The organism is Rhizobium sp. Nf11,1, assembly GCF_050587665.1.
Taxonomy (GTDB): Bacteria; Pseudomonadota; Alphaproteobacteria; order Rhizobiales; family Rhizobiaceae; genus Rhizobium.
This window is the reverse complement of record NZ_JBOBHU010000027.1, coordinates 21,700-45,701: the sequence shown is the minus strand read 5'-3', so window position 1 is coordinate 45,701 and position 24,002 is coordinate 21,700. Positions and strand designations below refer to the sequence as shown.

General features: G+C 62.5%; 19 protein-coding genes. 5 read left to right on the top strand and 14 right to left on the bottom strand.

The window, feature by feature from the left end:
* The first annotated feature begins 17 nt into the window (after positions 1 to 17).
* Entirely contained in the window at positions 18 to 944 is a 927-nt protein-coding gene (locus ACQ7C1_RS27865) for an SMP-30/gluconolactonase/LRE family protein (RefSeq protein WP_430960596.1), read from the top strand.
* 56 nt (positions 945 to 1,000) lie between these two features.
* Here ACQ7C1_RS27865 and ACQ7C1_RS27860 read toward each other — a convergent pair whose 3' ends face one another.
* Together ACQ7C1_RS27860 and ACQ7C1_RS27855 are read right to left on the bottom strand one after the other, a co-directional pair.
* Complete coding sequence (locus ACQ7C1_RS27860; RefSeq protein ID WP_430960595.1) at positions 1,001 to 3,112, bottom strand: vWA domain-containing protein; 2,112 nt, start codon at positions 3,110 to 3,112, stop codon at positions 1,001 to 1,003.
* Positions 3,109 to 3,633 carry an RNA polymerase sigma factor gene (locus ACQ7C1_RS27855; RefSeq protein ID WP_430960594.1) on the bottom strand — a complete coding sequence of 175 codons (525 nt, stop codon included), beginning with the start codon at positions 3,631 to 3,633 and terminating at the stop codon, positions 3,109 to 3,111. The genes ACQ7C1_RS27860 and ACQ7C1_RS27855 overlap by 4 nt, the downstream gene beginning before the upstream one ends.
* A 263-nt stretch (positions 3,634 to 3,896) precedes the next feature.
* Between ACQ7C1_RS27855 and ACQ7C1_RS27850 the strand changes: the two genes are divergently transcribed.
* Positions 3,897 to 4,808, top strand: coding sequence for an alpha/beta hydrolase fold domain-containing protein (locus ACQ7C1_RS27850; RefSeq protein WP_430960593.1), 912 nt, complete (start codon positions 3,897 to 3,899; stop codon positions 4,806 to 4,808).
* A 3-nt stretch (positions 4,809 to 4,811) separates the two neighbouring features.
* Here ACQ7C1_RS27850 and ACQ7C1_RS27845 read toward each other — a convergent pair whose 3' ends face one another.
* The 10 genes from ACQ7C1_RS27845 to ACQ7C1_RS27800 all read right to left on the bottom strand — a co-directional run bounded on the left by ACQ7C1_RS27845 (position 4,812) and on the right by ACQ7C1_RS27800 (position 18,512).
* A complete protein-coding gene (locus ACQ7C1_RS27845) occupies positions 4,812 to 6,815 on the bottom strand; it encodes a CocE/NonD family hydrolase (protein ID WP_430960592.1) in 2,004 nt (667 codons plus the stop codon).
* A 20-nt stretch (positions 6,816 to 6,835) separates the two neighbouring features.
* Positions 6,836 to 8,467, bottom strand: a complete 1,632-nt coding sequence (locus tag ACQ7C1_RS27840; RefSeq protein ID WP_430960591.1) for an ABC transporter ATP-binding protein — start codon at positions 8,465 to 8,467, stop codon at positions 6,836 to 6,838.
* Positions 8,460 to 9,287: an ABC transporter permease gene (locus tag ACQ7C1_RS27835; RefSeq protein WP_085780699.1), complete on the bottom strand. Its 828-nt coding sequence runs from the start codon at positions 9,285 to 9,287 to the stop codon at positions 8,460 to 8,462. The genes ACQ7C1_RS27840 and ACQ7C1_RS27835 overlap by 8 nt, the downstream gene beginning before the upstream one ends.
* Positions 9,284 to 10,291 (bottom strand): ABC transporter permease, encoded by a 1,008-nt coding sequence (locus ACQ7C1_RS27830; RefSeq protein WP_184460015.1) that lies wholly within the window; start codon positions 10,289 to 10,291, stop codon positions 9,284 to 9,286. The genes ACQ7C1_RS27835 and ACQ7C1_RS27830 overlap by 4 nt, the downstream gene beginning before the upstream one ends.
* A 95-nt stretch (positions 10,292 to 10,386) precedes the next feature.
* Entirely contained in the window at positions 10,387 to 11,976 is a 1,590-nt protein-coding gene (locus tag ACQ7C1_RS27825) for an ABC transporter substrate-binding protein (RefSeq protein WP_430960590.1), read from the bottom strand.
* 115 nt (positions 11,977 to 12,091) lie between these two features.
* Positions 12,092 to 12,874, bottom strand: a complete 783-nt coding sequence (locus ACQ7C1_RS27820) for a carnitinyl-CoA dehydratase (RefSeq protein ID WP_430960589.1) — start codon at positions 12,872 to 12,874, stop codon at positions 12,092 to 12,094.
* A gap of 7 nt (positions 12,875 to 12,881) precedes the next feature.
* Entirely contained in the window at positions 12,882 to 14,936 is a 2,055-nt protein-coding gene (locus tag ACQ7C1_RS27815; protein WP_430960588.1) for an acetate--CoA ligase family protein, read from the bottom strand.
* Between the two features lie 4 nt (positions 14,937 to 14,940).
* Positions 14,941 to 16,101, bottom strand: coding sequence for an acyl-CoA dehydrogenase family protein (locus tag ACQ7C1_RS27810; protein ID WP_285194039.1), 1,161 nt, complete (start codon positions 16,099 to 16,101; stop codon positions 14,941 to 14,943).
* Between the two features lie 10 nt (positions 16,102 to 16,111).
* Positions 16,112 to 17,602 (bottom strand): carnitine 3-dehydrogenase, encoded by a 1,491-nt coding sequence (locus ACQ7C1_RS27805; protein ID WP_430960587.1) that lies wholly within the window; start codon positions 17,600 to 17,602, stop codon positions 16,112 to 16,114.
* A 7-nt stretch (positions 17,603 to 17,609) separates the two neighbouring features.
* The gene (locus tag ACQ7C1_RS27800) at positions 17,610 to 18,512 is read right to left on the bottom strand and encodes a 3-keto-5-aminohexanoate cleavage protein (RefSeq protein WP_430960586.1); all 903 of its coding nucleotides are present in this window, start codon (positions 18,510 to 18,512) and stop codon (positions 17,610 to 17,612) included.
* 97 nt (positions 18,513 to 18,609) lie between these two features.
* Here ACQ7C1_RS27800 and ACQ7C1_RS27795 point away from each other — a divergent pair, with 97 nt between their 5' ends.
* On the top strand, positions 18,610 to 19,608 hold the full coding sequence (locus ACQ7C1_RS27795) for a GlxA family transcriptional regulator (protein WP_430960585.1): 999 nt from the start codon (positions 18,610 to 18,612) through the stop codon (positions 19,606 to 19,608).
* On the opposite strand, the gene ACQ7C1_RS27790 is transcribed toward ACQ7C1_RS27795, so the two are convergent.
* Complete coding sequence (locus ACQ7C1_RS27790; RefSeq protein WP_085780691.1) at positions 19,583 to 20,458, bottom strand: LysR substrate-binding domain-containing protein; 876 nt, start codon at positions 20,456 to 20,458, stop codon at positions 19,583 to 19,585. The genes ACQ7C1_RS27795 and ACQ7C1_RS27790 overlap by 26 nt on opposite strands.
* Before the next feature lie 110 nt (positions 20,459 to 20,568).
* Here ACQ7C1_RS27790 and ACQ7C1_RS27785 point away from each other — a divergent pair, with 110 nt between their 5' ends.
* Positions 20,569 to 21,465 carry a DMT family transporter gene (locus ACQ7C1_RS27785; RefSeq protein ID WP_097599139.1) on the top strand — a complete coding sequence of 299 codons (897 nt, stop codon included), beginning with the start codon at positions 20,569 to 20,571 and terminating at the stop codon, positions 21,463 to 21,465.
* A gap of 154 nt (positions 21,466 to 21,619) precedes the next feature.
* Here ACQ7C1_RS27785 and ACQ7C1_RS27780 read toward each other — a convergent pair whose 3' ends face one another.
* Entirely contained in the window at positions 21,620 to 22,054 is a 435-nt protein-coding gene (locus tag ACQ7C1_RS27780; protein ID WP_085780690.1) for a hypothetical protein, read from the bottom strand.
* 718 nt (positions 22,055 to 22,772) lie between these two features.
* Here ACQ7C1_RS27780 and fdhA point away from each other — a divergent pair.
* Complete coding sequence (gene fdhA / locus ACQ7C1_RS27775; protein ID WP_020922845.1) at positions 22,773 to 23,963, top strand: formaldehyde dehydrogenase, glutathione-independent; 1,191 nt, start codon at positions 22,773 to 22,775, stop codon at positions 23,961 to 23,963.
* The last annotated feature ends 39 nt before the right edge of the window (positions 23,964 to 24,002 follow it).

Sequence of the window (24,002 nt, the reverse complement as noted above, 5' to 3'; positions counted from 1 at the left end):
CTTGAGGAGGAAGACTTATGTTCGGTGAAATCGAAGGTACCGGGTTCGAGGTCCTCGACCCGCGCTTTGAAAGCTGCTTCGTCGGCCATGCTCGGGTCGAACGCCTCTGGACGGGCGGCCGCTGGCTGGAGGGACCGGCCTGGTTTGCCGCCGGACGCTATCTGGTCTTCTCGGATATCCCGAACAACCGCATGATGCGCTACGACGATACCAGCGGACATACCTCCGTCTTCCGCTCGCCCAGCAACAACTCGAACGGCAACACCGTCGATAATCAGGGCCGGCTGATCACCTGCGAGCATCTGGCACGCCGGGTCACCAGGACGGAGTTCGACGGCAAGGTCAGCGTGCTCGCCGACCGGATCGCGGGCAGGCGGCTCAATTCTCCGAATGATGTGACCGTCAAGTCCGACGGCACAATCTGGTTTACCGATCCGAGCTACGGCATACTTCACGACTATGAAGGCGACTACGGCGAAGAGGAAATCGGCGGATGTCATGTCTACCGGCATGATCCGGAAACTGGCGTGACCGATCAGATGACGTCGGATTTCATCAAGCCGAACGGTCTGGCTTTCTCGCCCGACGAGTCGGTTCTCTACGTCGCCGACACCGGTGCATCGCACTTGCCGGGTGGTCCGCGTCATATCCGAAAGCTCGCGGTATCAGGCGACGGGACGCTGAGCGACCTCGGCGTGTTCGCAGAATGTACTGTCGGCATGTTCGATGGGTTTCGCGTGGACCGGAAGGGCAGGATCTGGACAAGTGCGGCTGACGGCGTGCACGCCTATGATCCGGATGGCACGCTGCTGGGCAAGATCCATATTCCCGAGATCGTCTCCAACGTGACTTTCGGCGGAGACAAATTGAACCGCCTCTTTATCACCGGGACTACGTCTCTCTACGCCGTTTATCTCACGGCCAATGGGTCGAGACCGGGGTAAACTCATGCAGCGCGGCCGCGCTTTCGGGCGGCCGCGCTTTCTGGGTGCTCCGCAGCTCACCGTTGACTGAGACCGTCGGCCAGCCTGATGAGCCCGAGGAAATCCGACCTGTAGCCGAAGGGATCCGCCCCCCGCGATGCCGCGGCCAGATCGGCAACCGCCTGATAGGAATAAGTGTCGAGGGCGGGGAGGCGGCTCAGTTTCTGGCCGAAGGCGGCGACGGCCACCGAGAAGCGGACATCCTGTGGCGCGGCATCGACGCTGGCGACCGCATTGACGTCGCCGACCGGCGTGGTGATGAGCGCGCTCTTATCCTCGCCCGGCCGCTTGTAGCGTATCTTGACGAAGGCGATCTCGCCCCGGTGGGCATTGTCCGGCGTTATGGTCGGCGCCTTCCCTTCCGCGCCATAACGCAGGTCGTCGTTCATGACCGCGGGGCTTCCCTTGGGCGTAATCTCGTAGATCGCCGTGACGCTGTGGCCAGAGCCGATATCGCCGGCATCGACGCGGTCATTGTTGAAATCCTCGCGGTTAAGGGCGCGCGTCTCGTAGCCGATCAGCCGATATTCGGCGATCCGTTCCGGATTGAACTCGACCTGGAACTTGACGTCCTTGGCAATCGGAAACAGTGTCGATCCGGCCTCTTCGACGAGCGTCTTCTGCGCTTCCGCCAGGGTGTCGATATAGGCGGCGCTGCCATTGCCGTTCTGCGCCAGCGTCTGCATCAGGGAATCGTTGAGATTGCCGCGTCCGAAGCCGAGTACGGTCAGGAAGATGCCGTCCTTGCGTTTCTCTTCGATGATGCGCTTCAGGTCCTCGTCGCTCGACGGGCCTACATTGAAGTCGCCATCGGTTGCCAGCATCACGCGGTTGACGCCGCCCTTGACGAAGGCCTGTTTGGCAAGATCGTAAGCCGCCTCGATGCCCTCGGCGCCGCCGGTCGAGCCGCCGGGCTCCAGTCTGTCGATCGCCGAGAGGATTTTCGATTTTTCGGCCACGCGTGTCGGTTCCAGCACCGTGCCGGCATTGCCGGCATAGGTAACGATCGAGACGGTGTCGTCGGCCTTCAGCCTGTTTACCAGCAGACGGAAGGCGCTCTTCAGCAGCGGCAGCTTGTCCGGCTCGTCCATCGAACCCGAAACGTCGATCAGGAAAACCAGATTGGCACGCGGCGTCGTCGCCGGCGCGATATCATAGCCCTTGATCGCCACATGCATCAATTGCGTGTCGTGGTTCCACGGTGTCGGCATCACCGTTACGGTCGCCTTGAAGGGCTGATCTGCGCTCTCGGGGCGCGGCCAGTCATAGGGGAAATAGTTGATCATTTCCTCGACGCGAACCGATTGCGGATCGGGCATCGCCCCGCTCGTCAACGATCGGCGGACAAAGGAATAGGAGGCGCTGTCGACATCGGCGGAGAAGGTCGAAACCGGGTCGGTTGCAACGCTCTTGACCGGATTTGCCGCAGCATTGGCAAAGCGCTCGCGATTGGCATCGGGCTGGATCTGCACACGCCCTTCCGCCGGCGGCAGAGGCGAGGGGGCGACTGCCATCGACTCTGCCAATTGCGGCTGGGGGGCGCCGGGAGCGGCCGGCGCGACGCGTTTGGCCGCGCCGAGCGCCGCAGCCGAGCCCTCGGACTTCGTCAGCGGGGCGATCTCGCCGGCATCGAATTCAGAAGGCGCAGCGGGTTTAGCGGCGGCCGGCTGCTCCTCGTCCTGCAAGCCTCGGGTGCTATCAGCCGCCGATGATTGAGCTGCCGGCTGCTTCTCTTTCGCCGGTGCTTGGGCAAGCTGAGGTGCGACCTCGACGGGTTCGGCCGGCTCTGGCGCATTATTTTGCGAGACGTCACTCGCGATCTTTTCCTGATCGACGATCGGCAGTCCGTTGTGATTCAGCGCTATCACGAGATAACCGGCAGCGGGAATGACGAGCAGCGTCGCAAGGGCTGAACCGGCAAGGAATTTCTTGTTCATGGCAGGGCTCCATATCCATTTGATGACGGAGCTTTGACGCCAGCCATTCAGATTTCCTTGGGCTGCGGCAGTATCATTTCCTGCGTCGTCGAAGGCCTGCATGGCGGCGGCAAGCGCACGTGCGCGCGCCTCCGGATCGGCTGCCGGCGGCGTGGTGCGGGAGAGTTTTTCCAGTTCCTTGTCCACGGTCATACCTCTTCCTTGCCGAGCATGGCCTTCAGTCTCTTGCGCGCTTCATGCACCTGCCAGGAGACGGTCGTTTCCGAGCAGCCCATAATATCGGCGGCAGCGGAATGACTGAGGCCTTCGCCATAGACGAGCAGCACCGCGTCGCATTGCCTTTCCGGCAAAGCGCGCACGGCCGCCCACAATTCGCTCGATATCTCATCGTCATTCTTACTGGGCGCATCGGGCAGCGGTTCGGCGGCATAAGCACGGAACGTCTGTTCTTCTCGAGCCAGCTTGCGCCTATGGTCGCGGGCGGCGTTCAGCGTCAGGGTGTAGAGCCATGTCCTGAAGCGGCTGGTGCCGCGAAAGCCGCGGATCGCCGCGCCGAGCTTGACACAGACGTCCTGAGCGATGTCGTCCGCATCGGTGGAACTGCCCGACCACCGCCACGCCGTCGCATGGACGAAATCATAATGGCGCGAGACCAGCTGCCCAAAGGCCTCCCGGTCACCGCGCTGCGCCCGTTCTATGAGCTCCGCATCCAATGCGCACCTACCCCCAAGCTATCAAGCAAGATGCTATTTCGGGATTGAGACGTTTCTCCGATGGCGTTCCTTGGGTCGACGGCAAAAAAATTATGGCTTTTTCTGAAGCGGCGGCAAGTCTCCGCCCCGCAGGCCAAAAATAGTGGACGCCGCGACATCCATGGGTCGCGACCAGACAGATTGCCTCCGTTTTGAAGGCGCATGATGATGGCAGAGTCGGCCAAGGGCATGGATCTGCATGTCCCAAATCGAAAGGACTCTTCATGTCCGCTCCATCGCCTGTCCCTACCGAAAAAGCCATCCTGCAGTTTCTCGAGATTTGCGATAGTTTCTATCCCGCCGACGCGGTCGAAGCGTCGGTCGAGCAGCAGCGAAACTGGTACGATGCCCTTTGCGCCCGGTTCGACCGCCCGCTGCCGCCTGAAATGATTTTTGCCGACGGCATGGTCCAGCGCATTGCGATCCGGCGCTACCGTCCCCGCAAGATCAGCACGCACACGGTACTTCTCTATCTCCATGGCGGCGGTTTCGTCGTCGGTTCGCTGGAGAGCCATCATGCCATCTGCGCGGAGATTGCCGATTTTGCCGGTGCCGAACTCGTTTCCGTCGATTATCGCCTGGCTCCCGAATATCGCTGGCCGGCACAGACGGATGACGCCTTTGCCGTGCTGAAGCATCTGCTTTCGGCCAACAACAAGGTCGTGCTGATCGGCGACAGCGCCGGGGGCAATCTTGCGGCGGGCCTTGCACTGCGGGCACGCGACGAAGGCCTACCGGGCGTCGTCGGTCAGGTCCTGATCTACCCGGCGCTCGGCGGAGACCTGGCCGCCGGCTCCTATGTCGAGATGGCTGCGGCGCCTGGCCTGACCACGGCCGATGTTGCCTATTATCGCGAGATCCTGCAGGCGCCGGCAGGCAGCGAGATCGCCGAGCCGCTGAATGCGTCTTCGCTTGCCGGACTGCCGCCCACCTACATCACGGTCGCGCATTTCGATCCGTTGAGAGACGACGGCCGCCAGTATGCGGCCCGGCTTGCAGCGGAGGGTGTCGAGGTCTCCTTTCGGGAGGAGCCGCAGATGGTGCATGCCTGGCTTCGCGCCCGTCACATGAGTGAAGGCGCGCGCGACGGCTTTCACGCCGTCTGCGAGGCGGTTCGGCATTTCGCATCAGCCTGACGATCACATCAGGTCGCGCGCGATCCGCTTTTCGGCAAAGATCTTTTCGAAGATCTGCACATCGTCCTCGAAAGCGGTGACGACGGCGCTGACGATCCAATCACTGCCGGTGCAGGCAATCCGCGCGGTCGCGACCGTGCGCACGAACCAGCCGGGCCGGTGCATGTCGCAAGTCCAGGTCGAGGTGCCGGTCATCGACAACGGGTCATCTGGCGAAATCGACCAGACCTCTTCGCGCAATTGCCGCGTCGACAGGCCGGTTTCCGGGTGTCCGTAAAGCCCGGTCTCCTCGTGGATGCAATAATCCGTGCGGTTGGCCGAGAGGTCACGGACGACCTGACGCTTCGTCACGGCGCCCGCATGCTCGATATATTTGGGCAGGGGATCGGGATTGGCCGGTTCATCGATTTCGATCTTCCGGTGGTCCCCGAGCAAGGGCAGCGCCAGGCCGAGCGAGGCGATATCAATCTCGACCCCTTGATCATCGGGCGGCGGCAGGATCATCGGCCAATAGGCGGTCGAAAGCGAAAGGCGGATTCGATGGCCCTTGCGGAAGCGATAGCCGCATGCATCGAGCACCAGCCGGATCGCCACTTTCTCGCCCGGCGTGAGAGGCTTGGGATCGGCATTGCCATCGCGGTGCGTGAGATTGACGACGCCGAAGGCGACACGGGTGGCCGTGCCGTCCGGATGGACATCGACCAGGCGGGCGCAGAGATTGCCGCCTGTTGCGTGGGGGCGCAACGCAAGCGTTACGACGGGCCGGCCGAGATAATCATGATCCTCTGCAAGCGGCACCGTGTCGAAGACCAGCGAGCCGGAATCGTCTGAGCGTTGGTCGATGGCCATTTCGGCGTCGGGCTTCAGCGTAAAATACTCTCCGGACGCCGTGCCGGTGTCGAGGGGAGAATGGAGATGGACGGGATGCTCGGGCGCATGCGGGATCGGCATGCCTTGCGTCAACCGGCCGAATTGCTCGACATAGAAGCATTGCATCCGCGGCGGCGTCCACATGTCCTTGGCGATCCAGAAGCCTGGATCGCTGTCGCGTCGGGCGGCAGGCCTGACGGCATCGAGAATATAGGCGCGAGCCTGCGGCAGTCGGTCGATGCCATTGTCGTCGCCGCGCAGCCATTTGTTCCACCAGGCGATCGCTTCGCTGTGGAAGTCGACGCGCGGCTTCGGCCAGGCGAAGTGCGGATATTTGTGGACCCATGGGCCGATCAGGGCCTTCGCCTTTCCGCCGAGACCTTCGACCGCCATCAGAGGCGTATTGCGGTAGCCGTCCGCCCAGCCGGCAATGACGAGCGCCGGGATATCCACCTGCGAAAAATCCTCCGAGATCGAACCGTGACGCCAGAAATGGTCGCGCCGCTGGTGCGCCAGCCACTCCTCCATGAAGAACGGTTCGCCGGCGAGGCGCTCCAGCCACATTTCCTTCCAGCGTTCGCCGACAAGTGCCGGATCGGGCGGGCGCGACTGGTAGCCGAGCATGGTCGCCGCCCAGGAGAGCTGCGCGGAGAGGTGGCAGCCGTTCTTATAGTGGATGTCGTCGTTGTAACGGTCGACGGTCGAGGCGATCGAGATGACGGCTTTGAGCGCCGGGGGGCGCAGTGCCGCGACCTGAAGGCTGTTAAAGCCGCCCCAGGAGATGCCCATCATCCCGACCGAACCGTTCGACCACGGCTGCGCGGCAATCCAGGCGATCAGCTCGCAGGCATCGGCAAGTTCGCGCTCGGTATATTCGCCGTCGATGACGCCTTCGGATTCTCCGGATCCGCGGATATCGACGCGCACGCCGGCAATGCCTGCGGCCGCGAAGACCGGATAGGTCGACTCGTCGCGGGGGCTGGTTCCGTCGCGCTTGCGATAGGGCAGGAATTCGAAGACGGCGGGAACCGGATCTTCTTCTGCGCCGTCGGGCATCCAGATGCGCGCGGCAAGCCGCGTTCCATCCTTGAGCTCAATCCATTCATTCTCGATGGTGGTGAAGCCGCGGGATGTCATGCTCACTCCTTCATTCACATTCAATTGCCGGCGCTTTCCATGCGGCGTGTCGCAAGCACCCGTTCCAGCCAGCCGATTTCCATTTCGGGCACGGATTTCAACAGCAGGTCGGTGTAGTCGTCAAAGGGCGGCGACAGTGCCGTCGACTTCGGGCCGAACCGCACCAGCTTGCCGCGATGCATCACCGCGACGCTGTCCGCGATCGCCCGGACGATGGCGATGTCGTGGGTGATGAAGACATAGGAAAGCTGCTCTTCCTCCTGCAGGCGCAGCAGCAGCTTGAGGATGCCCTCGGCCACCAGCGGATCGAGCGCCGAGGTCGGCTCGTCGCAGAGGATGAGTTCCGGCTTGGCGGCAAGGGCTCTCGCGATCGCCACGCGCTGCTTCTGACCGCCGGATAGTTCAGCCGGATAGCGGTCGATGAAGCCATTACCCATTTCGATCTGATCGAGCAATTCCTTCACTCTGGCGGTCTTCTCGCCACCTCTCAGGCCATAATAGAAAGTCAGCGGGCGGCCAATGATGTCGCGCACCGTCTGGCGCGGGTTCATCGCCGTGTCGGCCATCTGATAAATCAGTTGGATGCGTCTCAGATCCTCGTTCGGCCGGCTCTTGAGATCGGGCATCAACGGTTTCCCATCAAAGACAATCCGCCCGCTGCTAGGCGGCAAGAGGCCGGTAATGGCGCGCGCCAGACTCGATTTACCCGAGCCGGATTCGCCGACGACCGCAAGCGTCTGCCCCCTCGGCACATGCAGCGAAACATCGTGCAGCACCTTGAAGCCGTTGGAATATTCGGCGCTGAGATTTTCCACTTTAAGAAGGGCCGCGGATTGGTCCGACGCTTCCTCGCGATACGCCTGCCGGACATTGACGAGGGCGCGCGTATAATCTTGCCGCGGCGCCTCGATGATCTGCTGAACGCTGCCATATTCCACTTGGCGGCCATGGCGCAGGACCATAATGTCGTCGGAGATCTGGGCGACGACGGCAAGGTCGTGGGTGATGTAGAGCGCGGCCGTATGCGTTTCCTCGATGGCATGCTTGATCGCCGCCAGCACGTCGATCTGGGTGGTGACGTCAAGCGCCGTCGTCGGCTCGTCGAAGACGATAAGCTCGGGGTTCGAGCAGAGCGCCATCGCCGTCATTGCGCGCTGCAGCTGGCCGCCGGAAACCTGATGGGCAAAGCGCTCACCGAAGCTTTCGGGATTGGGTAATCCGAGAACACGGAACAAATAAAGCGCCCGTTTGCGCGCCTCGTCTTTGGTCATCAGACCATGTTTGACCGACGCTTCGATCACCTGATCGCCGAGCCTGTGCGCCGGATTGAAGGCTGCCGCCGCCGATTGGGCGACGTAGCAGACCCGGGCGCCGCGGATTTTCTGGATGCCGTTCTTGCCGAGCGCCAGAATGTCGGTACCGCCGAGCCGCACCTCGCCGCCGGTGATTTCGGCGCCGCCGCGGCCATAGGCCAGTGCCGAGAGGCCGATGGTCGACTTGCCGGCGCCGGATTCTCCGATCAGGCCGAGAACCTTGCCCTTCTGAAGATCGAAGGAAACGCCGTCGACGATCGTCACGCGCTTCGGCGGTTCGCCCGGCGGATAATTGGTCGCCTCGATCTTCAGATTGCGGACGGAAAGAAGCTCAGGCATCGCCGCGCCCTCCCTTGAGGCTGGATGTGCGTTTCAGGAGCCAGTCGACGACCAGATTGACGCAGATGGCGAGCACGGCGATCGCCGTACCCGGCACGAGGGCGGCCGATATGCCGAAGATGATGCCATCCTTGTTGTCCTTGACCATGCCGCCCCAATCGGCGGCGGGCGGCTGAATGCCGAGGCCGAGGAAGGAAAGCGTCGAGAGGAACAGGATCGAGAAGGCGAAGCGCAGCCCGAACTCGGCCAAAAGCGGCGACAGCGTGTTCGGCAGGATCTCGCGAAAGATGATCCAGAGCTTGCCTTCGCCACGCAGCTTCGCCGCCTCAACGAATTCCATCACCGCGACATCGAGCGCCACGGCGCGGCCGAGACGATAGACGCGGGTGGAATCCAGAACGGCCATGACGAGGATCAGGACGACGATGTTCTGCGGCAGGACCGCCAGCACCACGAGCGCGAAGATCAGTGTCGGGATCGACATCATCAGGTCGTTGAAGCGCGAAAAGACCGTGTCGATCAGCCCGCGCGACACCGCTGCCGTAAAACTCAGGATGACGCCGAGCGAGAAGGAGATGATCGTGGCGGCGGAGGCGACCAGCAGCGTCGTGCGCGCGCCATAGATCAGCCGCGAGAGGATGTCGCGACCGAGATTGTCGAGGCCGAAGAGATACTTATCGTCAGGCAGTTGCCAGACGTCGCCGACGACCTGCGTTTCGCCATAGGGAGCAATCCAGGGCGCAAAGAGCGCAAAGATGAAGGCGAGTGCGATGCCGGCCATGCCGATCCAGGCGGTGATGGGGATGTCTCTTGCTCTCATCTCGGATGCCTCAGCCTGGGATTGGCGATGATCGCCAGAATATCGGCCGTCATGTTGAGGAAGATGTAGACGGCCGCGAAGATCAGGCCACAGGCCTGCACGACTGGCATGTCGCGCACGGTGACTGCATCGACCATATATTGCCCCATGCCGGGATAGACGAAGACCACCTCGACGACGACGACGCCGACCACGAGATAGGCAAGGTTCAACGCGACGACGTTAATGATCGGCGCCAGTGCATTCGGAGCGGCGTGTTTGACGATGGCGCGGAAGGCGCTCAGACCCTTCAGTTCGGCGGTCTCCATATAGGCCGAGGACATGACGGAGAGGATCGCTGCCCGCGTCATGCGCATCATGTGCGCGAGCACGACGAGAACCAGGGTCGCCGTCGGCAGGGCGATCGCCTTCAAGCGCTCGACCAAGCCCATGCTGTCATAGACCGTCGCCGGGAAGGTCGCCATGCCGAACTTCACAGCGAAAAACAGGATCAGCAGGTAGCCGATGAAGAATTCCGGCAGCGAGATCGCCGCCAGCGAGATGACGTTGATGATCTTGTCGGGCATTCGATTGCGAAAATGCACCGACAGCATGCCGAGGCCGACGGCGAGCGGCACTGAAATGACAGCCGCGAAACCCGCCAGGAAGAGCGAATTGCCGAGTCGCTTGCCAATCTGCTCGCTCACCGAGTTCTTGCTGGCCCAGGAGGTGCCGAAGTCACCCTGAACGGCGCTGCCGAGCCATTCGACATAACGCGTCGTCACCGGGCGATCGAGCCCGAGGTCCCGACGGATATTGGCGACCGCCTGCGGCGTCGCCGACTGGCCAAGATAGGTGGTGGCAAAATCGCCGGGCAGGGCTTCCAGCCCGCCGAAGATCAGGATGGACACCGCAAAGAGCAGGACAATGCTGAGCACGAAGCGCTCGAGAATGAGGGCCAACAGCGGAAAACGCTGCCGGAACCGGAGACCGGGCAGGACATTGCTTGGGGCAGGATTGGTCATGGCGAAGACCTAGCGCTGAAACGTCGGGAGGACCGCGGGTTTTGTCCCACGGTCCCGGCTTCGTTAGGGATCGGAAGGGCGTGCGCCCTTCGCCGCTAGGCGTCCAGCCAGACACGGGTTGCGACGTAACCGTTCGACATATCGTTGCCGATGTCATGGACATATCCCTTCACCTGCTTGGTGGAGGCGTTCACGAAGTCGTTGAACATTGGCAGGATCACGCCGCCCTCGTCGCGCACCATCATCGCCATGGTGCGGTACATATCCTTGCGTTTGGCTTCATCAAGCTCGGCACGCGCCTGCAGCAGGAGCTTGTCGAAGTCAGGGCGCTTGAACTTGGTGTCGTTCCAGTCCGCCGTCGAGAGATAGGCGGTGGAATACATCTGATCCTGCGTCGGACGGCCGCCCCAGTAGGAGGTCGAGAAGGGCTGGACGTTCCAGACATTGGTCCAGTACCCGTCACCCGGTTCGCGCTTGACCTCGATCTCGATGCCCGCCTTCTTGCAGCTTTCCTGGTAAAGGACAGCCGCATCGACGGCGCCGGGGAAGGCGACTTCGGAGGTGCGCAGGAGAACCGAACCGCTATGACCTGACTTCTTGTAGTGGAAGGCGGCCTTGTCGGGATCGTAGGTGCGCTGCTCGATTCCCTCGGGGAACAGCGCATAGGTGCTGTTGATCGGGAAATCGTTGCCCACCTTGCCGTAACCGCCGAGGATCTTCTGCACCATGGTTTCGCGGTCCATGGCGTATTTGAGCGCCAGGCGCAGGTCGTTATTGTCGAACGGCGCCTTATCGCAATGCATGATGAAGACATAATGGCCGCGGCCGGCTGTCGAGAGAATCTCGACGTTGGGTGCGCGCTTCAACAGGCTGACCGTCTTCGGGTCGACACGGTTGATGTAGTGCACCTGGCCCGACGACAGGGCCGCGATGCGGGCGGTGGCGTCGTTCATGCCGATGATCTCGATCGAATCGACGTAGCCGCGGTCGGTGCGCCAGTCGTCCTTGTTCTTCTCGAAGGTAGCGCGGACGCCGGGCTCGAAGCTCGTCAGCTTGTAAGGTCCGGTACCGATCGAGGCCAAGGGATCGTCGACGCCGCCATTCGGCTGGATCACCAGATGGTAATCCGACAGCAGCAGCGGCATATCGGCATTGCCTTCACTGAGCGTCAGGACGAGATTGGCGCCATCGGCCTTGATCTCCTTGATCGAGCCGAGAACGCCCAGCGCGCCTGATTCCGAGCTTTTGTCGGTGTGGCGCTTCAGCGTTGCAACGACGTCGTCGATCGTCAGTTCCTTGCCGTTGTGGAACTTGACGCCCTTGCGGATCTTGAAGGTCCAGGTGACCGCATCCTTTGACGGCTCCCAGGATTCGGCGAGCGCCGGCACGGCAGCCCCAGTCAGCGGATCGGATTCGACCAGCATATCGCCCCAGCAGCGGCCGACGCAGAACATGAACTGCGACAGAAATTTCGCCGGATCCTTGGAATCGGTGGCGGCACCGCCTTCGAGGCCGAGCTTCAGGTGACCACCGTGCTTCGGTTCGGCGGCTTCTGCGCTTTCGGTGAAGAGTTTGTCGGCAACGGCAAGTGTGATGCCGGCCGCCATGGCGCGTCCCATGAATTCGCGGCGGCTGAGCCCGCCGGCGGTGACGCGGCTTGTGAGATATTTGGTGTAGTCGTTCATTCCCCTGTTCCTTCTTTGGTGCGTTGACAGAACTTCCGGGCAGAATCGCAGGCGGTTTCCTCTCCGCCTCCGGTGCCCGCATCATGCGGGAAAATGCGCGGTTGCTGCCGCCTCCTTATCGTCCTTTCCAAATGGGGCTTCGCTTCTCCGCGAAAGCCCGCGCGCCTTCCAATTGGTCTTCGCTCGAATAGAGCCGATCGACGGTCGCAAACTGCCGCTTGGTGATCTTGTTCATGGCAGTCTGGAACGTCGAACCCTCCGCTTCGCGAACGATTTCCTTGATGGCCGCATAGACGAGCGGCGGCCCGCTTTCGAGCAGCCGGGCAAGCTCCCAGGCTCTCGCCATCAAGCGATCGGCGGGCAGGATTTCATTGACGAAACCCCAGCGATGCGCTTCGTGGACGTCGAGCCAGCGACCCGTCAAAAGCATGTCCATCGCGATATGATAGGGGATGCGCTTCGGCAGCTTGATCGAAGCCGCATCGGCGACCGTGCCCGACCGGATTTCCGGCAGGGCAAAGGTCGCATGCTCGGCGGCGATAATGAGGTCGGTCGAGAGCGCGATCTCCAGTCCGCCGCCGCAACAGATGCCGTTGATCGCCGAGATGATGGGCTTGTTGAGGTCACGCAGTTCCTGCAGCCCGCCGAAGCCACCCACGCCATAGTCGCCGTCGACCGCATCGCCCGACGCAGCCGCCTTCAGATCCCAGCCGGCGCAGAAAAACCTTTCGCTCGCACCCGTGACGATGGCAACGCGCAAGTCGGGGTCGTCGCGGAAATCTCGGAAGATCAATCCCATGGCGCGGCTGGTCGCGAGGTCGATGGCGTTTGCCTTCGGCCGGTCGATGACGACTTCCAATATTCCGCCGTCACTTCGTGTACGAATGTAGTCGCTCAAACCTGCGCTACCTCCTTCGCCGTATGAGAGCATCAACTGCAACAACACCGCGCCCTTCGGGAAGAACCATCAAGGGATTAATGTCCAGTTCCTCAAGGCGCACCGCATTCTTTACGACATATTCTGCCGTAGCTGCGACGGCGTCTATAGTGGCTTCAAGATCGCCGCGCGGACGCCCGCGATAGCCATGGATCAACTTTGCGATTTTAAGACATGAAATCGCCGCACCAATATCGGCTTTCGTCGCCGGAAGCGGCAGGACGACGGAATCTTCGAGCAGTTCGACGAAGATTCCGCCCGCTCCCAATGTCAGCGACAATCCGAAGACCGGGTCCCGGCTGGCGCCGACAATGAGCTCGGCGACTGGCGGATCGATCATTTTCTCGACGAGATAACCGCCATTCGGCGGCATCGCCGCCGCCGCACTCGTCACCGCCTGTGGATCTTTGAGGTTGAGCACGACGGCGCCGGCCTCGGTCTTGTGCGCAATGCCGAGCCCCTTCAGTACGACGGGAAAACCGAGCCGCTCGGCCTGCTCGGCGGCTTCGCGAGGAGAAAAAGCCTGCAGCCCCCGGGGAACAGGGAGGCCGCAGGCAGCAAGCTCGGTCTTCGCATCGGCTTCCGACAGCGTATCGAGCTCGCCATCAATGGGGACGACGTTGAGGAGCGGCAGGGGAGGGGGACGATCCCAGGCCTCGCCGATCCCAGCGGCAACTTCCGCCGCGGTGATGGCTTCGTCGATACCCGAGAAGGCGACGATGCCCTTTGACATCAGACGAGCGGCAACCGGCTCCGGCATGTTCTCGGGAAGGGTCGCGAGCACGCCGGCCAGCGCACCGATCGCGGAGGCTGCGGCGATGACTGCGTCTGTCGTCGTCGTCCACTCGGATGAATCACACCGGTCGTCGCGGGGAAAATCTAGAACCACGAGATTGAGTGCGCAGCCACCTTTGAACATGGCGCTGAATGCCTCCGTCTGACGCGCGAGATCGCCCCAGACGAAGGTGTGGTAGTCGAGCGGGTTTGCAAGCGCTACCATCTCGCCGAGGACCTCGCGCAGGCGCGGCAACTGCTGCGGCTGCAGGGCGGGGAATTCCACTTTCCGGCCGACGGCGGCATCCGCCATCAAGGAAGCCTCGCCGCCCGAGCAGCTCATGGACGAAATCGAATAGCTTGGGAGAGGGCCGGCAAGATGCAGCAGTTTCAGAGTTTCGAGCAGCGCCGGCAGGCTCTGGACGCGGCCGAGACCGAGGCGAGCGAGCACGGCATCGGCCACCGCATCGCTGCCGGCAAGCGAAGCTGTATGCGACACGGCCGCGTGTTTCGCCTGCTCGGACCTGCCGACCTTCAACACGACGACAGGCTTCTTCGACCGACGGGCCATAGCGGCAAGGCGTTCCAGGCCGGCAAGCTCGCCGAACCCTTCGACGTGAAGGCCAACCGCCGTGACGCGTTGATCCTCAATGAGCGCGCAGGCGACATCGGCAAGCGATGTCTGCGCCTGGTTGCCCGATGTGACCACATAGGCGATCGGCAGTCCGCGCGTCTGCATGGTCAGGTTGAGGGCGATATTGGAGGACTGCGTAAGGATCGCGACACCGCGTTCGACGCGCTGCATGCCATGCTGATCAGGCCATAACAAAGCGCCGTCGAGGCCGTTGATCAGCCCGTAACAGTTCGGCCCGAGGATCGGCATGCCACCGGCCGCTTCCACAAGGGCCTGCTGCAGTTCGGCGCCATCGGCAAGTTCCACCGTCGCCTCGCTGAAGCCCGATGCATAACAGACGGCGCCGCCGGCGCCGGCCAGCGAAAGGCTGCGCACGATGTCGATGGTGAGCGTTCGGTTGACGCCGATGAAAGCGGCATCCGGTGCCGCGGGCAGATCGGAGAGGGAGCGATAGCAGCGCCGCCCAAGCACCTCGTCGAGTTTCGGATGAACCGGCCAGATCTCGCCCGAAAAGCCCATGCGGTCGCACTGCTCGATCACCCTGCGTGCCTCACGGCCGCCGAAGACGGCGATCGTTTGCGGTCTGAGCAGGCGGTCGAGCGGTCTTGAGGTCATCGGCTCATGCTCCCAGCGGCCGAAGCAGATCGCGGCTGATAATGTGCCGCTGGATCTCGGAGGTGCCGTCCCAGATGCGCTCGACGCGGGCGTCGCGCCAGAAACGGGCGAGCGGCAGGTCGTCCATCAGGCCCATGCCGCCGAAAATCTGGATCGCCTCGTCGGTGACGCGAGCCAGCATCTCGGAGGCGTAGAGCTTGGCGGAGGCGATCTGCCGGTCGGCGGGACGACCGGCGTCGACCTGCCAGGCGGCGGCAAGCGTTAGCCAGTCGGCCGCATCGATCTCGGTGATCATGTCGGCAAGCTTGAACGACACACCCTGATTGGCGCCGATCGGCTTGCCGAACTGCTTCCGCTCGGCGGCATAGGGGAGCGCCAGGTCGAAGACGCGCCGCGCCCGGCCGACGCAGGTGGCGGCAACCGTCAGCCGCGTGCCGTAGAGCCATTGATTGGCGATATCGAAGCCGCGATGCACCTCGCCCAGCACCTGGGCTTCAGGAATGCGGCAGTCTTCAAAGCTGAGTGTACAATTATGGTAGCCGCGATGCGACACGGACTCGTAGCCTTTGAGGATTTCGAACCCGGGCGTGCCGCGATCCACCAGGAAGGCGGTGATCTTCTTCTTGATGCCTTTCGGCGTTTCCTCCTCCCCGGTCGCGGCGAAGACGATGACGAAATCGGCGACATCGGCATGCGAAATGAAATGTTTCGTGCCGTTCAGGATAAAGTCGCCGCCATCGCGGCGTGCAGCGCATTTCATGCCGCGCATATCGGAGCCGGCATCCGGCTCGGTAATCGCAAGCGCGTCGATCTTCTCGCCGCGCACCGCGGGCAGGAGATAACGCTCACGCTGCTCGCCCTCACAGGCCATCAGAATGCCGGAGGGCCGGCCGAAGAAAACCGTCAGACCCAACGAGCCGCGCCCGAGCTCCCGCTCGACCAGCGTGAAGGTGAGATGATCGAGGCCCGCACCGCCGACCTCCTCCGGAAAGTTGCAGGCGTAGAAGCCGAGATCGATGCATTTGCGCTGGATCTCGCGCCCCAGTTCCGGTGGAACGATGCCGGTCCGCTCGACCTCGCTCTCATGCGGATAGATTTCGGTCTCGACAAAGGCGCGAACCGTGTCGACGATCATTTGCTGTTCTTCGCTGAGGCCGAAATCCATGCCGATCCTCTTACCGTTTCTGGCCGACATAACGGCCGGCGCCTTCGGGCAGCGCCAATTCCGAATGAGCCGCAGCGATCATCCTGACCTTGTCGAGCACGGCGGCCGGCGCCGGTGCCGCCTTACCCATCTTGCTGTCGACATGCAGCAGCATGTGCTCAGCGGTGGCGAGAGCCTCGCCGCTCGACGTATCGTACAGCGTGTGAAAGACATGCAGCCGTTTGTCGTCGGCGGCGAGCACCTGACAGGTCGAGTGAATCGCCTGGCCGAGCTTTGCCTCGCCGAGATGGCGGATGTGGCTTTCCACCGTGTAATAGCTCTGCCCCGCCTCGACATAGGCGAGATCGACGCCGATCAGGCGCAGCAGCGCATCCGAGGTATCGCCGAACACCTGCAGGTAGCGGTGCTCGGTCATGTGGCCGTTATAATCCACCCAGGCCGGGCTGACCTTGGTTTCGACGAGCCTCAGCGGCTTCGACGGGTCGAGCGACGCGGTCGCGCCGCCGCCGCCTGCCCAGAGCGATTGCTCGAAGTCCTTCAAAAGCTTGCCGGCGCCCCAGCCCTTGCCGCCGTCACCGCCCTTCAGCGCCTGCAGGATGCCGACGAGGTTTTCGTCGCGGATGCGTTCGAGCTCGCGGATCGAAAGGCCAGCCGCCTGTTCGTCGGATTGGCGGCCAATCTTTTCGATCAGCGCCTCGTCGAGATCGACGACATCGGTGAGCTTGGTCCAGGGCCAGGCGAGGCATGGGCCGAACTGCGCAAGGAAGTGGCGCATGCCGGCCTCGCCGCCGGCGATACGATAGGTCTGGAACAGGCCCATCTGCGCCCAGCGCAGGCCGAAGGAATAACGGATGACGTCGTCGAGCGTCTCGACGGTGCAGATGTCGTCGTGGATAAGCCACAGGGCCTCGCGCCAGAGCGCTTCCAGCAGCCGGTCGCCGACGAATGCTTCGATCTCCTTGGCGATGTGGACGCCCTTCATGCCGATCGGTGGCAGTTTGTCCATCGCCGCCTTGATGGTCACCGCCGATGTCTTCTCGCCACCGACGATTTCGACCAGCGGCAGCAGATAGACCGGATTATAGGGATGGGCGACAAACAGCCGTTCGGGATGTTTCATGTCCCGCTGCAGGTCGGTCGGCAGCAGTCCTGACGTGGATGAGCCGATCAGGGCATCCGGCCGTGCCGCGGCATCGATCTGCGTCAAGACACCGCGCTTGAGGTCGAGCCGTTCCGGCACGCTTTCCTGGATCCAGTCGGCGCCGGCGACCGCTTCCTCCAATGTCTTGCAGAAGGTGAGCCGGCCGCGCGGCGGCAACGGTGCGCCGGTCAGCATGGCATAGGCCTTTTCGGCATTGGCGATCACTTCGCCGACGATGCGTTCGGCCTCCGGATGCGGGTCGAAGACATCGACGTCGATGCCGGCAAGCAGGAAACGAGCGATCCATCCGCCGCCGATGACGCCGCCGCCGATACAAGCTGCCTTGCTGATCCCTGTCATGCCGCCCTCAGCGCTTCGTCAGTTTGAGTTTCTTGCGGACGTCTTCCGGACCGATGATCCGCGCGCCCATGCCTTCCACCACCTGCACGGCCTTTTCGACGAGCTGCGCATTGGTGGCGAGCTGGCCCCTGCCGACGAAGAGGTTGTCCTCCAGGCCGACACGCACATTGCCACCCGCCAGAACCGCCGCGGCCGGATAGGCCATGGCATTGCGGCCGATCGAGAAGGCCGAAAAGGTCCAGCTCGCAGGCACATTGTTGACCATCGCCATGAACGTGTTGAGGTCGTCAGGAGCACCCCACGGAATGCCCATGCAGAGCTGGATCAACACGGGGTCTTCGATCAGCCCCTCTTCGGCGAGCTGCTTGGCGAACCAGAGATGGCCGGTGTCGAATGCCTCGATTTCGGGCCGCACCCCGAGAGCCGTCATCTTGCTTGCCATCGCCCGCAGCATGGCCGGCGTGTTGGTCATGACATAGTCGCCGAGGTTGAAGTTCATCGTGCCGCAGTCAAGCGTGCAGATCTCCGGCAGGCACTCGGCGACGTGGCTGACACGCTCGCTGGCGCCCGCCATGTCGGTGCCTTTCGCATTGAGGGGCAGGGGGCTTTCGACGTCCCCGAAGATCAGGTCCCCGCCCATTCCGGCGGTGAGGTTGAGAACGACGTCGATATCCGCCGAGCGGATGCGGTCGGTGACCTCCCTGTAGAGATCATTGCGGCGGCTGGCGGCCCCGGTTTCCGGATCGCGGACATGGCAGTGAACAACGGCCGCCCCAGCCTTGGCGGCGTCGATCGCTGAATCCGCGATCTGCTTGGGAGTGATGGGAACGTGGCTGGATCTGGAAACCGTATCGCCGGCGCCGGTCACGGCGCAGGTGATAAAGACATCGCGGTTCATCGCAAGAGGCATGTTTTTGTTCTCCCGTCTTATGGTCATTACGCGACAACATGAACAGAGATGCTTTACGCTTTCAGAAGCTCTTGATACATTATCGGAATCGATGGAGGTGACATTGCTACAGCGATCGACCGAGCGGCTCGATATCGACCTTCTCGTCCTTCCGGATACGAACCTGATCCTGATCGCGTCGGTCATCGAGCCGCTGCGCGGCGCCAATCGCATTTCCGGCAGCGAGCTCTACCGCTGGCGGCTCCTGACACCGGACGGAGCGCCGGTTCCGACCACCAGCCACATCGCCATTCCGGCGGACGGGATCTTCCGGGCGACGGCCGAGGATAGACCGCTCTTCGTGCTTGCGAGCTACAACTGGCGCGGCAGCGCCACGCCGGCGCTGAAGATGCAGCTATCCCAGGCCGCCCGCCACCGCACGGTGATCGCCGGCATTGAGTCAGGCACCTGGCTGCTCGCGGAGGCGAGCTTGCTCGACGGGCAGCCAGCGACCGTTCACTGGGAAGATTACGAGGATTTTGCGCTTGCTTATCCTGAGGTGCGGGCCGTCAAGGATCGTTTTGTCATCGACGGCAAGCGACTGACGACATCGGGTTCGCTGCCGACCGTCGACCTGATGCTGGAGATCATCAGGCAGCGACAAGGTTATTCGCTGGCGCTCGAAGTCAGCCGGCTGTTCCGTTACGAGCAGCCCTCCTTTCATGGCGACGAACCGCTTTCCGCAGCCTCGGCGGGGCTCAGCATGCACGATCCCCGCGTGGCGCAGGCGGTGCGGCTGATGGAGGAACATATCGAGCAGCCCCTGATCCTCGCTCGGATCGCCCGCAGGGTCGGCATCAGCGCCAGGCATCTGCAGGACCTCTTCCAGCAGAGCATCGGCGCACCGCCGCATGTGCATTATCTCGCACTGCGCCTGAATGCGGCGCGCCGCAAGGTGATCGAGACGACGGCCTCCTTCGCCGATATCGCGGCGGCAACCGGTTTCAATTCGGCCTCGGCCTTTGCCAGAAGCTACCGGGCGAGTTTTTCCGAAAGCCCGTCCGAGACAAGGCGCCGCTTGCGCCGCCGCATCACGTCATCGGCGGCGGCGACGTAGGCTGGAACGCGTCCCGGATCATCTCGGCAAGCTCGCGGATGGCTTCGGTGGAACGGTAGGTGCTGCGGCGGAGCACCACCTTCGAGGAATCGACCGGCGGGAAACCGTCTTCGGCGGTCAGCTCCCGGCAGCCGGGCGGGATGCTGCTGCGCGAAAGCGTTGTCACGGCAAGGCCCGCGGTCAGCGCATTCTTCAGTCCCGAACCCGTATCGGCGATGAAAGCAATGCGATAGTTGCGGCCGATCTGCTCCAGCGACCGGAGCGCAAAATCACGTGACCAGGTGGAGTTGCGATAGGTCGCAATGGGGAGGGGGTCGAGATCGTGCAGCCGGTGGACCATCGAGGTGACCCAGACTGTGGGATCGATGCAGATGACCTCACCTTTCGTTTGGTCGCTCCAGTCGAAAACGACGGCGAGATCGAGTTCGTCCCGCTCCAGGGCGGCGAGGTTGCGTGATGTATAATCACAGGACACGGTGACCTCGACAGCCGGGTGACGCACAGCGAAAGCCGCAAGCGCTGCCGGCAAAACTGTCTGGCTGTATTCCTCGGGGATTCCGATGCGCACCGGCCCGTCCAGCGGCTTGCTGCGGATCGTCGCGGCCGCCTCGTTCAGGAGATCAATGACCCTGCGGGCGTAAGGCACCAGCTGTATGCCCTGGCGCGTCAGCAGCACGCCGCGGGCGCCGCGCTCAAAGAGGCATTCGCCGATCGTCTGCTCAAGCCTCTTGATCTGGGTGCTGACGGCGGACTGCGTCCGGCCGATCCGCTGGGCAGCCGCGGAGAAATTCGATGTCTCGGCGACAACCAGGAAGGTTCTCAACAGGTCGCTTTCGATTGGCTCGTGCATGGTCAGCCATAGATAAAATCGATGATAGTCATCTCTACTATTCGTTTGTCTAATGTCAAATCCTGGCGCAGAAATGGGCGGCGTTCGACTTCCTTCTTTGAGAATCTGTGGTGACCATTGACAATCCGACCACGCGCCTCGCAGGCAGCGAGCACGAGAAGGGTGTGCTTCTCATTGTTGCCGCGACGCTCGCCTGGAGTGCGAGCGGCGTCTATTCGCGGCTGCTCACGACCGACGTATGGACGGCGATCGCCTGGCGGTCGTTGTTCGGAGGCCTGTTTCTGCTAATCCCCTGCCTTTTCCTCGAAGGGGGAATCTCGCGGCGGCAATGGCACTCCGTCTTCCATCCGTCCGGACTTGCAATGATCGCATGCCAGACCTTCAGTCAGGGATGCTTCATCGGGGCGCTCTATATGACCACCGTCGCCAATGTGACGATGATCTACGCGACGACCCCCTTCATCGCCGCGCTGTTCGGCTGGCTCATCCTCAAGGAGAGAGTGGCCAGGCGAACGATGATTGCCGGCGCCGTCTCCCTCTTCGGCGTCGGCATCATCGTCGCCTCGTCGATCGGCGGCGGCACCGGCTGGGGCGATCTCTTAGCGCTCGGCATGACCGCCTCCTTCGCGCTCGTCATCATTATTCCGCGCATCGATCCCGGCGTGCCGAGCCTGCCGCCGACCGTGGTCAGTGCTTTCCTGACGCTTGTCATCTTCGCGCCCTTCGGCTCGGTCGGCTCGCTCGATCTGCACAATTGGATCGTGCTAGCCGCCTTCGGGGCGACGAATTTCTCGCTGGCGCTGGTGCTCTTCCTCGCCGGGGCAAAGCGAATGCCGCCGGCCGAAGCCGCGCTGATCGGCACGATGGAAATCGTGCTGACGCCCTTCTGGGTCTGGCTGCTATTTTCCGAAGAGCCGCCCGTCGCCACCTATTTTGGCGGCGCCATCATCCTCGGCGCCGTGTTCTGGCATACGGCGGTCGATTTCAATCGGGGCCGCCGGCCATAGGGCGGCTGGCTGCCGCCTGTCCTCCGCTCCGCTGACGAATCTTGTCGTGTTCGCTCATGCGCCGATGAGCGACCATGCGATTGCCGTGACGGCCGTTTCAGCCGGCGGTGGGGCCACCCCCTTTGATAGTTCCAGGTGGCGGCCTCAGCCTCAATTAGCCAAAGAACGCACGAAGCTGAGCGAAAAACCCGCCTGGTTTATGAGCCGCCATCTTTCGTACGCGGCGAGCCAGTGTCGCAGCGCTGACGCGTTCCCCGAAATGGCAAAAGCAGACCAGGTCATGCAATTGCTCATCACTGAGTTCGAAGAACCGCCTGGCTTCGCCATAGCTGTCGTTTTCCATTCCTGCCGCCCGCAGAATGGGATCAGCGAACGCAACAGAGATCGGAGTGTCGTCGTCACGCAAGGCGAGCCGATCGGCAATCGGCTGATACTCTGTCTCGTGAAGCGTTCTGAGAAACGGCTTAGGGCTGCGTTCCAGAATGTCCGCCCACCGTTCTAGGCGTTCGCGCCTCGTCATTTCAAGGCGATCATAGGTCGGGCTGACCTTAGCGATCGTTTTCAATTGCTCGAGTGCATGCTGTTCCATTTCGGCCTCCTATCCCCGGAAAAATAGATGGTCCGCTCCCAGAAACAGCCTCGCTCAGGTCACAGCCGAAGTCCAATCACGATTGAAAACGACATCTGCTGCTGGCCGAAAGATGTGATTACAAGTGCCACATGTTCAGCGGTGCGAAGCCCGACAGTTGCGATCACATCATCCGGAGCGATCCGGAAAACTGCCGCATTCGCGAGATCAATCTGTCGTTCCCCACGGAAAGTGATTGCGGCTTTGCCGCCTGTCGCCTGGAGGTGCGCCCATGTCGCTTTTTCGGGCGCTGTTTTCGACCAGGCATGGTTTTCTGGTCATGTTCACGGCGCTGCCTTGCAAGCTGGCGACATGAACATGCGAGGCTGGCCAGCGGCCGGCGCGCTGCCGCGCGGCGGTGGTAGAACTGAAGTCCTCAAGGCGGTCGCTGGCTTGATACCCAGAGATCGAGACGGATCGAAAGGAGGTTCTGGAGCCCGAACCAGCTCTTTGCGCAGCAGATCTCCGGATTGCGGCGGGCGATGACGAGCGGAACGACAGGCCAGACCTATCGTGCCACTCTCTCCTCGATCCAGCCTGTCCCCGCCTAGCTGCGAAATTCGAATATCGCCCGATGCGGCGATGTGAATACCGGACTGCAGAGGAGGCAGGCCGGAGGAAAGCTTGCCGTCGACTGCATCGGTTGCAGCTCGAGGCATTCAACACATGGGAGGAATCCATGAGCAAGAACAGAGGCGTCGTCTATCTCCGGCCGGGAAAGGTCGAAGTCCGCGATATCGACGATCCGAAGCTGGAAGCGCCGGACGGCCGCCGCATCGAACACGGCGTGATCCTGAAGGTGATCTCCACCAATATCTGCGGCTCCGACCAGCACATGGTCCGCGGCCGCACGACGGCAATGCCAGGCCTGATCCTCGGCCATGAAATCACCGGCGAAATCATCGAGAAAGGCGTCGATGTCGAGATGCTCGAGATCGGCGATATCGTCTCGGTGCCCTTCAATGTCGCCTGCGGCCGTTGCCGTTGCTGCAAATCTCAGGATACCGGCGTCTGCCTGACCGTAAACCCGGCTCGCGCCGGCGGCGCTTACGGCTATGTCGACATGGGCGGATGGATCGGCGGACAGGCTCGCTACGTCACCATACCCTATGCCGATTTCAACCTGCTGAAAATTCCGGACCGGGACAAGGCGATGGCGAAGATCCGCGATCTCACCATGCTTTCCGACATTCTCCCCACCGGCTTTCACGGTGCTGTGCGCGCAGGCGTCGGCGTCGGCTCGACCGTCTATGTCGCCGGTGCCGGTCCTGTCGGCTTAGCGGCTGCGGCTTCGGCTCGCATCCTCGGGGCTGCGGTCGTCATGATCGGCGATTTCAACAAGGACCGCCTCGCACATGCGGCGAAAGTCGGTTTTGAGCCCATCGACCTCTCCAAGAGCGACCGTCTCGGCGACATGATCGCTGAAGTCGTCGGCAGCAACGAAGTGGACAGCGCCATCGACGCGGTCGGCTTCGAGGCACGCGGCCATTCGGGCGGCGAACAGCCGGCAATCGTGCTCAACCAGATGATGGAGATCACCCGCGCCGCCGGCTCGATCGGCATTCCCGGCCTCTACGTGACCGAGGATCCGGGCGCCGTCGACAATGCCGCCAAGCACGGCAATCTCTCGCTTCGCTTCGGTCTCGGCTGGGCAAAGGCGCAGTCCTTCCACACCGGCCAGACTCCGGTGCTCAAATATAATCGCCAGCTCATGCAGGCGATCCTCCACGACCGGTTGCCAATCGCCGATATTGTCAACGCCAAGGTCATCCCGCTCGACGATGCCGCCGCTGGATATGAAAGTTTCGACCATGGCGCGGCAACGAAATATGTCCTCGATCCGCACGGAGAGGTCGCGAAAGCCGCATAAAGCGAAGGAGCGGAGACCAAACCGACAGCGCCGCGCTTC